Raw genomic sequence first — 13005 nt, 5'->3', positions numbered from 1 at the left:
TGAAAAATGATGAGTCTTTTCATACTCATCTTACCTCTTAACGCTATCCTTGTTGTAATGCCTTTGTCTTCAGCCTTTGCTTATTTAGGCGAAATTTTGGCTTATCGTTTGTATAAAGAACTAATGATTAAAAGTAGTCACCTTGATCAAATTCAATACCCATTTTAATTTCTGAGTGATCTTCGATCTAATTCTTAAAATCAACTGAACAGCTGAATCAATTGACCGTTAAGGATAGAGCTAGTTCTAACTCTGTTCTTTTGTTTTTGTTTGAAAGCCCTACTAAGGCTATAGGGTTATGGTTAGAATACTAGGCGATATGGATAGAATTTTGCAATCTACCACATAAAAGACAGGAATGTGAAAACACAAAAGCAATTAAACTTTACATGGTGACAACAATACTTTACATATCTCTTTTGAAATGTTATTATTTAGATAATAGTTAAAGGAGGAGCAAACTATGGAAAAAGAGGATGTTTTAAAAAAAGCACAGCGAGCACAAAAAGACGAAAGGGACGAAGCCATTAATACGAAAGCTTTTCAAATTGGGTGGGTAGGAGTATCGGTTGTAATGTTACTTCTTATTGTTTTGAGGGTTATCTTTAATGAATCAGCCATAGACATTATGATAATCTTAATGGCTCAAGTAGCTGCGGCTTCATTTTATCAGTATTCTAAAATGCCAGATAAAAAGCTCTATTTGGTAAGTGGGATCATAGCTATATTAGCTATTATATTAGGATTTGCCTCATTATTAAGTAGTTACGGAGTTTTTTAAATATGGGAAAAAAAGAAGAATTAGTTTTACTAAATCGCTTAAAAGTTGCTAGAGCAGAGAAAAGTTTGACTCAGGAAGAATTAGCCAAATTAGTGGGGGCTTCTCGACAAACTATTAGTGCTATCGAAAAAGGACAATTTAATCCATCCGCAAGATTAGCGCTTATTATTTGCATTGCTTTAGATAAAAAATTTGAAGAGTTATTTTACTTTGGCTAATTTAAGTAGGTGTTGATCTTCGGTGTACTTCTTAAAACAGACTGAATAGTTGAATAAATGGAATCTTAAAGAATGGAGTTCGTTTTTTGCTCTATTCTTTTTATTTTATCTTTATTTTTACTGTTTAACAAAGACTATTCTGTTAAGCTTAAGCTATCAGATGAAGTCTTGATTGAATCTAGTTTATGGACAACAGTCTTAAGGACAGATAGTTTTTAATAAAATAGAGAGATGATTCAGCATAGTATATTTATAGATTAAGGGGAGAAAAATGGAAATCAAAGAACTTTCAAAAGAAAACGTAGAAGAGTTTATCATTTATTTGAACAAAGCATTGGCAATAGAACCGGATAGGATGACAACGGATGATATAGATGAAGAAGCGATAATTAAAGTGGTTTCCAATCAACCCAACGAACTAAGTCGCTCTTTATTAGCTTATGAGGACCATCAGATTGTGGGTAGGTTGGAGTTTCATTCTTATCTTTGCATTCAAGATTCTTATAGGATGGCCTATGTCAATTGGGTCTATACACTGCCAGACTATCGACACAGGGGAGTGGCTCAGTCATTATTTAAAGCATTTGAGAATATTTGCTTACAAGAAGAAATAAATCAGTACTTTTTAATCCAGGCAGAGAATCAAGCGGCGAGCCGTTTTTATAAGGCCTTTGAACATGGAACATCTAGTAAAGAAATAATTTTAAGAAAGACATTATCTAAGTTTTAGAAAGCCAAAGCAACTTATAGAAGACATCTTTTTCTTTAATCCCAGCTTTTCACTTATCGATTTGTGAGACGGCTGAAATCATGCTAAAATAGGAGGAGTAAATTTATTTAAAAGTCGCGATTGAATGTTAAGTATTTTTTTTAAAGACTGTTACTTATTCTAGCTAGTTATTAATCAATAGGGGAGCTTAAGATGTCACTTGAAAAAACAATCTATCTCAATCAATTACTTTCCTACTATGGTTCTCTCCTAACGGATCGTCAATTATCCATGATGCAATCTTATTACGAAGAAGATTTATCATTATCGGAGATCGGAGACTATTATGAGATTAGTCGCCAGGCTGTGCATGATATTCTAAAACGTTCAGAAAAAATATTAGAAAGCTATGAGGAAAAGTTACGTATTTTAGCCAAAAGCAATGACCGACTGAAACATTTAAAAGAAATTCGCTCAATGGTGGCAGATCAAGATGACATATTAGAAAAAATTGACTATTTAATTCAATTAGAAAGCTAAAAAGGAGCAATATTATGGCATTTGAAGCATTATCCGAACGATTACAAAATTCCATTTCATTTGTCGGTAAAGGGGAAAAAATTACCGAAGCCGACCTTAAACAAATGATGCGTGAGATCCGACTTGCTTTACTGGAAGCGGACGTTAACTTCAAGGTAGTGAAGACTTTTGTAAAGAAAGTAAATGAGAGAGCCCTCGGATCAGAAGTCCTAGACTCACTGTCACCGGCTCAACAAGTGGTTAAAATTGTTAATGAAGAATTAACCGAATTAATGGGGGGCGAGCATACCCCGATTAATATCTCTAAACAACCACCAACCGTAATTATGATGGCTGGTTTGCAAGGGGCTGGTAAAACAACTACGGTGGGTAAATTGGCGAAACATTTAAAAGAGCAAGGTTTAAAGAAACCCTTGCTAGTTGCTGGGGATGTTTATCGTCCAGCAGCCATTGACCAACTCCAAACGATTGGTCGACAACTTGGTTTTGATGTTTTCAGTCAAGGAACGCAAGCAAATCCGGTCGAGATTGCTAGAGAAGCTCTTCAACAGGCGCGTTTAAATGGTAACGAAGTGGTCTTAATCGATACGGCGGGTCGTCTTCACGTAAATGAAGAATTAATGGAAGAGCTGCGTCAGATTAAAGCAGCTGTTCAGCCCGATGAAATCCTCTTAACCGTCGATGCTATGACCGGTCAAGATGCTGTAAACGTAGCAGCGGCCTTTAACGACTCGCTAGATATTACCGGTGTTGTTATTACCAAATTAGATGGTGATACACGAGGAGGAGCCGCGCTTTCTATTCGTGCCATTATCGACAAACCGATAAAATATACCGGGCAAGGTGAGCAATTAAGTGCACTTGAGCCTTTCCATCCGGATCGTATGGCAGGACGAATTCTCGGTATGGGCGATATGATGACCCTTATTGAGAAGGCTCAACAAGATTTTGATGAAGAACAAGCAGCTAAGATGGCTGATAAAATTAAAGATGCTTCCTTTGATTTTAATGATTTTATTGATCAAATGGATCAAGTTCGTAAAATGGGGCCTATTAAAGACCTACTTAAGATGATCCCTGGTATGAATAAAATTCCTGGTCTGGAAGATTTTAATATCGATGATAAAGAGATGAATCGAGTCAAAGCAGTGGTTCAATCCATGACTCCTTATGAAAGAACCAATCCAGATGTCATTTCCCAAAGTCGTCGACGCAGGATTGCGGCTGGCTGTGGTCAATCCTTACAACAAGTTAATCAATTAATTAAGCAATTCAACCAATCGCGTGAAATGATGAGTCAAATGTCCAATGGTAAAATGGGGGGCATGAACAAAATGATGAATCAATTGCAACAAGGAGGACAAAAGGGTGGAATGCCAAATATGGGCATACCTTCTTTGGGTAAAATACAATCGCCAGAGCAGATTCAAAAAGAGCAAGAACAAAAGAAAATTGCCCGTCTGTTGAAGAAAAAACGCAAGCGTAAATAAATTTTTAGTCTGTAAAGGAAAAACCCTTTACAGATTGTTTTTTTTCTGTTATTATTCATAACTGTGATAGAACTTATGGAGGTGAAATACATGGCAGTTAAAATTCGTTTAAAGCGTTCAGGAGCTAAGAAGCGTCCTTTCTACCGTATCGTGGTAGCAGATGCACGTTCTCCACGTGACGGTCGTATTATCGAAAAAATCGGTACTTACAATCCTGTTTCAGAACCAAGAGAATTAGTAATTGATGAAGAGAAGGCTTTAGAATGGTTAGCAAATGGGGCACAACCCTCAGATACCGTTCGTAACCTTTTATCCAGTCAAGGAATTATGCAAAAATTCCACGAATCTAAATTAAGCAAATAGCCTAATCAATAGCGTCAAAAGATAAGGATGTGCTCTCAATGACAGAAAAAATTGAACGTTTAATTCAAACTATTGTGGAACCTTTAATAGACCACCCAGAGGAGTTTCAAATTGAACTTCATGATACTGAAGAATTTATGGAGTATCATTTAATCTTACATCCTGATGATGTAGGACGAATTATTGGTAGAAAAGGCCGTGTCATTCGAGCAATTCGAACAATTGTTTACAGTGTTCGTCTACGTGATCAAAAACGCTCACGTATCGTCATTGCTGATGACCTCAATGATAATGAAGAAGAGTAAAATAATAGGGTAACTTATTATTTATTCCATCTTAAGGCACTAAACTGAGTCTAACTTAAGTTAGTGTCTTTTTGTATGTGCCCTGAGTAAACTCGTACTCAAAACTTTAGACAAAGAACACAACTTTTTATACCCTTAACTTACAAATGAATTTACAGGAGGAACACATATGGAATATTATCAAGTTGCAAGGATTGTCAATACCTTTGGTATTAAAGGGCAATTAAAATTATTGATGGACACCGACTTCATAGAGGAACGTTTTGCTAAAGAGAATCGTTTATTTGTAATGAAAGACGGAAAAAGTATCCAGCAAGTGACTGTTGAATCCTTCCAAGAACATAAGGGTTCTTATCTTGTGAAATTCAAAGAGTTTAGTAATATTAATCAAGTTGAAAGCTTTAAAGGGCTAACTTTAGCTATTCCTGCTGATGACCAGCAAGAACTAGAAGAAGGGGCTTATTATCACCACCAAATTATTGGTTTAAGTGTATATACAAATCAAGGTGAAAAATTAGGAAAGATTAAAGAAATCATGGCCTTAGGTTCTAATGATGTTTGGGTGGTTAAAGCTGAAAAAGCTAAACAAAAAGATATCTTACTTCCTTTTATTGATGATGTTGTTAAAGAAGTGGATTTAGCTCAAGGAAAAGTAACGGTGGAGTTAATGGAGGGACTTGTTGATGAAGGTTAAAGTATTAACGCTTTTTCCGCAAATGTTTGCCCCTATGCAGGAGTCATTAATGAAGGCTGCTCAAGATAAGGGGATTCTTGAGTTTTCCACCCTTGATTTTCGCCAATTTGCCGTTAATAAGCACGGTCATGTCGATGATTATCCCTATGGTGGTGGAGCAGGTATGTTGTTGCGTCCTGAACCGATAGTGGAATGTTTAGAAAGTCTCGACTTAGATTCAAAGACACCGATTATCTTGGTGGATCCTACTGGCGAACCCTTTACGCAAACTATGGCGCAAGAGTGGTCGACAAAAGATGAGTTGGTTTTTATTTGCGGCCATTATGAAGGCTTTGATGAACGGATCCGTTCTTATGTCTCTCAAGAAGTTTCCTTAGGTGATTATGTTTTAACCAACGGGGAGTTACCGACTATGGTGATGATTGATGCGACAGTAAGGTTAATACCGGAAGTTGTCGGGAATGCTGAATCCATTGTCAGTGAGTCTTTTCAAGATCATTTGTTAGAATACCCTCAATATACAAGACCGCAAAATTTTCGCGGAATGGAAGTGCCAGAGGTTTTATTGAGTGGTCATCATGAGCGAATTGACCAATGGCGTCAAAAAGAAAGTTTGAGAAAAACAGTTGAAAGAAGACCCGATATGTTAAAAAAACGTAGCTTAAGTAAGCAAGAAGAGCAGTGGCTAGAAGAATTTAAAAATTTGGCTCAAAATTAAGCAATTGAGCCTTTACAAGTGTTTTATTTCTTGTATAATTGTTTAAGTGGTCTATTGACCCGAATTAACGATATTCCGCTAAATAGAAAGACTATTTAAGAATATTTGTTGGAAGGAGAAATGAAAATGAGTAATTTAATCGATAAAATTACCCAAACTCAATTACGTGATGATGTTCCTGATTTCCGTCCTGGAGATAATGTTCGTGTTCATGCCCTGATCGTTGAAGGTGAACGTGAGCGTATTCAAATCTTTGAAGGCTTAGTAATTAAGCGTCGTGGTGTTGGAATCAGTGAAACATATACTGTTCGTAAAATTTCTAATGGAGTAGGTGTTGAACGTACATTCCCTGTACATTCACCACGTGTCGCTAAATTAGAAGTAACACGTAAAGGTAGAGTACGTCGTGCTAAGTTATACTACATCCGTTCATTGTCTGGAAAAGCAGCACGTATCAGAGAACGCGGACGTTAGAAAAGACTCAGAAAGCCTATTCTGTAGGCTTTCTTTTTTTGTTAGGAAATTTTTTTCATTTAAAATAAACATGAGGAGACTCCCAAAAGTTAGCGTTTAAAACGTTCTTTTGAGGGTCTCCTCTCTACATTTAAATGAGAAACTATTTTATTGTTCAAAGATATCCGAGCGATATGTAGGTAAGTTCTTCTTTAATTCATTAGCTTGCCGAGTCAAGCTTAATCCAATATCAGTATCGGCAACATAATAACGTTTTGGTTTTTCAGTCACTACATATTTCTTTGGTAGGATATCAAAGCGTGAGGCAATAGCATCTTCTCTGCTTGTAAATGGCTGGTGAGCACAGATATAAATTTCAAATGAATTATCTACTAGGGTATAGCCGGCAATGCCGGTTACTTTTTGATAAGGTTTTGCCAAGCCACCATCGATGACTAACATTTTTCCATTGGCTTTAACCGGTTTTTCACCTGCGACGGCTTTAACAGGTGTGTGTCCGTTAATAATATAGCCGGTCGGTTCTAAATCAAACTCTGCCAGCATTTTTAGGCAAAAATCTTCATCATTCCTTAACTCATAATATGGATTTTGAATTTCTTTATGGGTTGTTTTATCTTCAAGAAAGTAACGTTCAAATGTTTTCATGGCATGTTTACCAAAGAGTGTAGAAACAGGACCACACCATAAATACCATACTAAATCGGTATCAAAATCATCCATAGAGTTCTTATCTAGAAAAGTTCGTGTAATCGATTCGCCAAACTTTTCCATCAAACTGCGTCCACTATATTCTTTACCATCTAGGGTGACTTTCATAAATTCCCCGTCTTGATGAGTGGGGATACAGCCGTGGAAAAGTAAGTTGCCATTGTAGCACTTATACATGGTTCCCTTTGAGACTAAAAAGTTAATATGACGTTGTAACTTTTCAGAATTTTGGAATTGATGCAATAAGTCTAAGAGTACTAATTCCTCGCCTAAAGTCAGTTCAAAGGGTTCTGCAGAATCGACCCTTTGGAAGCAACCGTTCTTAATTGGGTATTCAACGCCCTCAACCACGACACTTTGACGGTCAGCGGATAATTTATCCAGTAAGAGTCTTTCTTCCATATTGAATTCAGGACGCCGTTGGATAATTTGACTTTCCACTTTGAATTGCATAATCGAAATAGCTTGATGCATGAGTGTGATTTCATCAATTTCCTCTTGGCTTAATTCGGAATTATCTCCGCGAGGGTGAAAGGCTGGATTGTCTTGGTAATAGCGATGGCCATATTTGGCTAAGCGACTTAAGTCAATTCCATAATCTTTCAAGAGTTGACTATGACCATAGCGCAGCTGGATACGGATAACATTGGTCAAACAAGCTAATGATCCTGAATAGGCACCAATCCAGATAATATCATGGTTGCCTAATTGAATATCAAGCGAAGGAATTTCCATTAGGCGGTCTACGATTTTATCCGGATTTGGTCCTCGATCGTAGATGTCTCCTAATACATGGAGGTGGTCAACCACAAAACGTTGAATTAACTGAGCTAAAGCCATGGCAAAGTGGTCAGCAAGATTGAGGTCAATAACGGTGTTAAAAATAGTGTGGTAGTAGCGTGACTTATTATCTTTTTCGTCATATTGATAAATAAGTTCTTCTAGAATATAGGCATAGGATTTTGGTAGAGCTTTTCTTACCTTGGAACGGGTATACTTACTAGAAACATGGCGCGTAATTTGAACTAATTGATCTAGGAGTGTCATCCATTCATCTTTTGTTTTTTTGGCATTTAATATCAAGTCTTCTGGGTAATAAATATTGAAACACAATTCTAACCTTTCATCTTTAGTTAGAGTATCATGAAAAAGGTCATCGACCTTAATTGAAATAACACCTGAGCAGTTCCGTAGCAAATGATCAAAGGCTTCGAATTCACCATGTAAATCGGAAATAAAATGTTCGGTTGCTTTAGGTAACTGCTTAATAGCCTCAAGATTTATAATTTCGATTAAATCTTCAACAGTTTGAGCTTTTTCTAATCTATCCATTTCCTACCTCTTTTCAAATAATATAAATTTTTTATGATTCTATCTATAAGCTATGCAATTTAATTGTGAAAGTCAATCCTTTGTTTCAAAGTCAAACTTTGATATACTTAAATTCGATTACACTTATTGTGAGGAAAGAGGGAAATTAATGTCAGAATTTAAAGAAAGATTTGATGCTTTACTAAAAGAAAAGAAATTACCTGCTAATTACCAAGAAATTCAAGACGGAAACCACCTATATCGTTTTCAATTTAAGGTGAGTAAAGAGCGTAGACTTGTTGTAGAAGTGATTATTCAAAATGCTAAAGGCGCTCATTTAGATGCTCAGATTATTTACCGTCATGTTCATTTATTAAAAGATTATAATCAGCGCCCTGAAGCATTAGAAGCAATCAATGAATTAAACGAAGCTAAAACAGGTTATTATAACCTTTATTTGGCAGGAGATGGTGAAATTTACCTGCGTAACCTACTAAGAGCCACTCAAGACCCTACTTTAATTTATGAAGTATTGGTAATGGGTTCTAGTATTGCGCGTGCATTACTTGTTGAATTGGAAAAGAAATTAGGCGAATCTGCTAATCCAATGATTTAATGGAGGAAAAATAAATTGATCATTGAATATATACAACAAAGACCTTGGCTAAACTTTTTATTTGAACTGACGGTGGCCTTAACAGCTGCCTTATGTATAGGTATTGGCTTAAAACTCTTTTTAATGCCTGGAAATATTTTCTCATCAGGTACTTCTGGTTTAGCACAAATTTTAAACTACTTTGCAGTGAATATCCCAGTTATAGGTCCTTATATGACAGTAGGGAATATCTATTTTCTATTTAATATTCCGATTATTATTCTTTCATGGGTGAAATTAGGAAAGCAGTTTACTATTTGGACCTTAATTGTTGTTTTTGTATCTTCCTTAGCAACTAATATGATTCCTTTAACAGTCATTTCTTCTAATCCGTTGCTTAATGCGATTATAGGTGGAGTGATTTGTGGCATTGGTTCTGGGATAACTATTAAATATGGTATGTCATGTGGTGGTTTAGATATTATTACTTTGGTAATTTCTCGTGCTACTGATATGAATGTGGCATTCATTGGTTTTGCCATCAACTCATTAATTATTTTAGCTTCTGGCTTATTATATGATTGGGAATTTGCCCTTTATACCTTGATCTCCATTTATGCCTTAGCTAAAACAATTGATGCCATTCATACCAATGAGCAACGCCTTACAGCTTTAGTAGTTACTAATAATACGGATGAAGTAGTCAACGCTATTTATAAGTCAATTGTTCGAGGAGTAACTATTCTTGAAGGACAAGGTGGCTACTCGCGTGATAAACGAGATGTCTTAATGGTTGTTTTAAACCGCTATGAAATGTTCCCCTTAGAGCAAGCCATTCGACAAACAGACCCTAAAGCTTTTATTAACTTTATTCGTTCGAATAAAGTGGTAGGACATTTCTTTAGTAGAGACCAACAAAAGGCTATGAGGAAACAAGTTCAAGTCGACAGACCATTAGAAGAGGAATCTGAAGACTTTAGCTTTTTCAACCTGCCGATGGAATTTGATCAATTATATGATGGAATCGAGCATGAGGATGACGATTTCTAAACAAAGTAAAAGAGCAAGGGATATAGTGACCCCAAGAAGTTGGACCATGAAATCCAACTTTCGGGAGTCAGTACATTCTTCCTTTGCTCTTTTTTAGTTTCTGATTACTTTTGCTAAAAGGATGGTTTACTTTATTCCTATTAACGCCTAGGAGCGAGATACGTGCAATTTAAGCATTTGGATCACCTTAACCTTTCTTTTTAGTTTGAGTTAATGACAATCCCAACACTCCTTTCACAAATTAGTCTCTGCACTTACTTGACATAAAATAAAATACCCCCACCAAAAATTGGTTAGGGGGTATGTGAGTTGATTATTTTAATTGAGAAGTTACCTCCAAGAAATGCAGGCTGAGTGGAAGAGTTTCTATTCAGAAAGAGTGATTGAATGCAGCTTCTGAATTTTTTCAAACTGAAAAGTTGCTTCAACATCATAACGCCTCCTTCAATAAGCAAGATTAGAATTTTCTCTTCAAATAAATTATATCAAAGTGAAGCCAGAAATAAAGTAATAACTTATTATTAGTTAAAAGAAAGATTAAAATAATCGATAAGATAATGAGCCAGACCATCTTGATCATTGGAATGCTCAGTAATATCGTTAGCAATATCTTTGAGGGGTTGGATGGCATTACTCATTGCCACGCCATGACCTGCAAATTCAATCATCTCCAAGTCGTTATCTTCATCACCGAAGGCTAGAATATTTTGACGAGGAATATGATAGAAGTCAGCAATGGTTTTAACACCCACTGCCTTGTGTAAATTTTTACTAACCACTTCTAAAACGGGTATTTCACCCCCCCAAGTTCGCACAGAAACTTGATTTGGATAGCTAGCCATGATTTTCTTTTGAATAGGTATTTGGTCTGCTTCCGAAGTGAAAAGGGTTACAGCAATCGGATTATGAATGAGAGTTTGTCGAGAAAGTTTTTGATAGCTTGCGTCTTCGGCTGGATAATAGGGTGACTCAGGAAGATTCATTGAGGAAGTATAAAGACGTTCCTTACCTTCGGCACAAACTAGCTGAATGCCTAATTCATCTTGCCGGTTAAATAAATCAAAGACTATTTCACGATCTAACTCATGGTAGTAACTTGCTAGCCACTCAGGTCGGTCAGGGAAGTGACAATAGGCACCGTTAAAATTAACCATAGGTGTAACGAGGTTTAAGACTTGATAAATTTCTTTACTAGTCCGATAAGGTCTTCCAGTAACGATACAAACTAAATGACCCATGTGATCTAATTTTTGCAATATTTGAATCGTTAAAGGAGTAAGTTTGGATTGATTGTTTAGAGTAGTGCCATCTAAATCAATGGCAATCATATGTTGGCTCATTAATTCGCCTCCTTTAGAGATTGCTTCGATTATAGCAAAGATGAAAGCTTAAGGGCAACTATTCATGATTATTGGCTAAAAGCTTGAATTGATGTAGAATGAAAACAAAGAAAGTGAGGCGTTTGAATGGATTTAGAAAAAATGCGCGACACAAAAAGTTTAAATGATGAAGAACGTATGATTGTGGATCGTTTATCGAATGTGATTGACCCTGAATTAGGGGTCGATTTAATTAATTTAGGTTTGATTTATCGAGCCGATTTAACTGGAGAGGGGATTTTAAAGATTTTATTAACTCTAACTACTCCAATGTGCCCAATGGCAGATGTTATTGTGGATGAATTAAATGGAACTTTCGAAGATGTTCCTCAAGTTAATAATGTTGAAGTTACTATTACTTTTGATCCACCCTGGTCTTTAGATAAATTATCACGCTATGCCAAGATAGCTTTAGGAGTGATGTAATGGATGTCATGGTTTCTGATTTTGTGATTGAAGATGGGCCATTTGGCCCTCTTCCAGGACGGACTCTATCTCCTAGTGAGCAAGTGAATCAGCCCTTACCACTTGTTTTTTTCTATCATGGGTGGACCAACTCAGCTGGTGAACATTTACATTATGGTATGGAAATTGCCCGACAAGGCTTTCGAGTAGTCATGCCAGATGCCTATTTACATGGGAAAAGAGGGGATAGAAAGTCGCTAGAATTGCAAGGTTTTTTAATGGCTCTTCGAGCTAATATAGAAGAATTTCCATTATTATTCGACCATTTTAAATCGACGACTAAGGATAATTTTGTGGCAGTTTCGGGAATGTCAATGGGAGCAATGACCACTTTACTTTTACTCAGTAGACACCCATTTCTTTCAGCAGCCGTTTCCTTAATGGGGAGTGCGCACATTTCTAAGTTGATTGATCAAAATATTATTAATAACCAGTCATCATCTAATCAAAGTCTAACGAATAATCAACTTTTAAAAGAAACACATAAAGAATTTGCCATTATTTATCAGTCAGATTTAAGTAAGCAAGCCGAAAAGATAGCCAATCGCCCTTTATATATTTGGCATGGCGAAAATGATCCGCTTGTTCCTTATCAAGATACGGTAGAATTTGTGGAATCCATCATCGATCAACCCTATAGTCAAAATACATACTTCAACCACGAACCTGCTTATCATCGGGTTCCATTTAAAGAAATTGTTAAGATGGCCAGCTTTTTAAAGGCAGCTTCTCTTAAAGAGTCCGATCAGATATGGGAGTACGTAGAAAAGCTATCTTTAGAAAGAAAAGATTTTTTTGAATAATAAGAAAGGTGATTGCTTGCAAAAAACTAAACAATGGTTAGACCATCGGGTGGATTTAAGTTCTTATATTGAAAAAGTTAGCCAAGACCAAATCAATCAATTGGTTTTCAAACTGATTCTTCTTTTACCCTCCTCAATGATCGCCACAGATATTCGTAGTGGCTTTCCTCTCTTAATCAGTATCGAAAGGAATCGAATTAAGGATATAGTCTTACAACGAATCTCTCTATTAATTGAAGAATATGCACTTGACCTCTCAGACTGGCATCAATTAAATTTTATAATTGATCAGAGTCAAAAGACTATTAAGAAATATTATCAGGATCATTCATTGATTGATTTAGATTCTATACAAGTGGAAATTAATTACTTTTTAAAATAATTTAAGTAATTTAGTAGAAG

18 protein-coding genes are annotated in these 13005 nt (G+C 36.1%); 16 read left to right on the top strand and 2 right to left on the bottom strand.

What is annotated here, in order from left to right:
* Positions 1 to 6 precede the first annotated feature (6 nt).
* The 11 genes from ACQV2T_RS02900 to rplS all read left to right on the top strand — a co-directional run bounded on the left by ACQV2T_RS02900 (position 7) and on the right by rplS (position 6292).
* Positions 7 to 168, top strand: a complete 162-nt coding sequence (locus ACQV2T_RS02900) for a hypothetical protein (protein ID WP_428893219.1) — start codon at positions 7 to 9, stop codon at positions 166 to 168.
* A 295-nt stretch (positions 169 to 463) separates the two neighbouring features.
* The gene (locus ACQV2T_RS02895; RefSeq protein ID WP_428873909.1) at positions 464 to 781 is read left to right on the top strand and encodes a DUF6442 family protein; all 318 of its coding nucleotides are present in this window, start codon (positions 464 to 466) and stop codon (positions 779 to 781) included.
* 2 nt (positions 782 to 783) lie between these two features.
* Positions 784 to 999 carry a helix-turn-helix transcriptional regulator gene (locus ACQV2T_RS02890; RefSeq protein ID WP_428873910.1) on the top strand — a complete coding sequence of 72 codons (216 nt, stop codon included), beginning with the start codon at positions 784 to 786 and terminating at the stop codon, positions 997 to 999.
* A 271-nt stretch (positions 1000 to 1270) separates the two neighbouring features.
* Positions 1271 to 1729 (top strand): N-acetyltransferase family protein, encoded by a 459-nt coding sequence (locus ACQV2T_RS02885; RefSeq protein ID WP_428875470.1) that lies wholly within the window; start codon positions 1271 to 1273, stop codon positions 1727 to 1729.
* Between the two features lie 192 nt (positions 1730 to 1921).
* Positions 1922 to 2248, top strand: coding sequence for a YlxM family DNA-binding protein (gene ylxM, locus ACQV2T_RS02880; RefSeq protein WP_428893218.1), 327 nt, complete (start codon positions 1922 to 1924; stop codon positions 2246 to 2248).
* A gap of 14 nt (positions 2249 to 2262) precedes the next feature.
* Positions 2263 to 3738: a signal recognition particle protein gene (ffh, locus tag ACQV2T_RS02875; protein WP_428873913.1), complete on the top strand. Its 1476-nt coding sequence runs from the start codon at positions 2263 to 2265 to the stop codon at positions 3736 to 3738.
* Between the two features lie 90 nt (positions 3739 to 3828).
* The gene (gene rpsP, locus ACQV2T_RS02870) at positions 3829 to 4101 is read left to right on the top strand and encodes a 30S ribosomal protein S16 (protein WP_428873914.1); all 273 of its coding nucleotides are present in this window, start codon (positions 3829 to 3831) and stop codon (positions 4099 to 4101) included.
* Between the two features lie 38 nt (positions 4102 to 4139).
* Positions 4140 to 4406, top strand: a complete 267-nt coding sequence (locus ACQV2T_RS02865; protein ID WP_428873915.1) for a KH domain-containing protein — start codon at positions 4140 to 4142, stop codon at positions 4404 to 4406.
* A gap of 169 nt (positions 4407 to 4575) precedes the next feature.
* Positions 4576 to 5100: a ribosome maturation factor RimM gene (rimM, locus tag ACQV2T_RS02860; RefSeq protein WP_428873916.1), complete on the top strand. Its 525-nt coding sequence runs from the start codon at positions 4576 to 4578 to the stop codon at positions 5098 to 5100.
* Positions 5090 to 5818, top strand: a complete 729-nt coding sequence (gene trmD, locus ACQV2T_RS02855) for a tRNA (guanosine(37)-N1)-methyltransferase TrmD (protein ID WP_428873917.1) — start codon at positions 5090 to 5092, stop codon at positions 5816 to 5818. Before rimM ends, trmD begins: the two co-directional genes overlap by 11 nt.
* 126 nt (positions 5819 to 5944) lie before the next feature.
* Positions 5945 to 6292 (top strand): 50S ribosomal protein L19, encoded by a 348-nt coding sequence (rplS, locus tag ACQV2T_RS02850; RefSeq protein ID WP_428873918.1) that lies wholly within the window; start codon positions 5945 to 5947, stop codon positions 6290 to 6292.
* A 147-nt stretch (positions 6293 to 6439) separates the two neighbouring features.
* On the opposite strand, the gene ACQV2T_RS02845 is transcribed toward rplS, so the two are convergent.
* Positions 6440 to 8332 (bottom strand): fructose-1,6-bisphosphatase, encoded by a 1893-nt coding sequence (locus ACQV2T_RS02845; protein ID WP_428875445.1) that lies wholly within the window; start codon positions 8330 to 8332, stop codon positions 6440 to 6442.
* Positions 8333 to 8480: 148 nt separating this feature from the next.
* Between ACQV2T_RS02845 and ACQV2T_RS02840 the strand changes: the two genes are divergently transcribed.
* Together ACQV2T_RS02840 and ACQV2T_RS02835 are read left to right on the top strand one after the other, a co-directional pair.
* Positions 8481 to 8927, top strand: coding sequence for a hypothetical protein (locus ACQV2T_RS02840; protein WP_428873920.1), 447 nt, complete (start codon positions 8481 to 8483; stop codon positions 8925 to 8927).
* A 15-nt stretch (positions 8928 to 8942) separates the two neighbouring features.
* Positions 8943 to 9956, top strand: a complete 1014-nt coding sequence (locus tag ACQV2T_RS02835; protein WP_428873921.1) for a YitT family protein — start codon at positions 8943 to 8945, stop codon at positions 9954 to 9956.
* A 521-nt stretch (positions 9957 to 10477) separates the two neighbouring features.
* On the opposite strand, the gene ACQV2T_RS02830 is transcribed toward ACQV2T_RS02835, so the two are convergent.
* Positions 10478 to 11296: a Cof-type HAD-IIB family hydrolase gene (locus tag ACQV2T_RS02830; protein WP_428893217.1), complete on the bottom strand. Its 819-nt coding sequence runs from the start codon at positions 11294 to 11296 to the stop codon at positions 10478 to 10480.
* A 126-nt stretch (positions 11297 to 11422) separates the two neighbouring features.
* Here ACQV2T_RS02830 and ACQV2T_RS02825 point away from each other — a divergent pair, with 126 nt between their 5' ends.
* From ACQV2T_RS02825 to ACQV2T_RS02815, 3 genes are read left to right on the top strand one after another with little or no spacing between them, the layout of a single operon-like run.
* Positions 11423 to 11761 carry a metal-sulfur cluster assembly factor gene (locus tag ACQV2T_RS02825; protein WP_428893216.1) on the top strand — a complete coding sequence of 113 codons (339 nt, stop codon included), beginning with the start codon at positions 11423 to 11425 and terminating at the stop codon, positions 11759 to 11761.
* Positions 11761 to 12603, top strand: a complete 843-nt coding sequence (locus tag ACQV2T_RS02820; protein ID WP_428893215.1) for a serine aminopeptidase domain-containing protein — start codon at positions 11761 to 11763, stop codon at positions 12601 to 12603. The genes ACQV2T_RS02825 and ACQV2T_RS02820 overlap by 1 nt, the downstream gene beginning before the upstream one ends.
* Before the next feature lie 16 nt (positions 12604 to 12619).
* Complete coding sequence (locus ACQV2T_RS02815) at positions 12620 to 12985, top strand: hypothetical protein (RefSeq protein ID WP_428873925.1); 366 nt, start codon at positions 12620 to 12622, stop codon at positions 12983 to 12985.
* Positions 12986 to 13005: the final 20 nt, after the last annotated feature.

The organism is Facklamia sp. P13069, assembly GCF_050409405.1.
Classification (GTDB): Bacteria; Bacillota; Bacilli; order Lactobacillales; family Aerococcaceae; genus Facklamia.
This window is presented reverse-complemented; position numbering and strand designations above follow the sequence as displayed.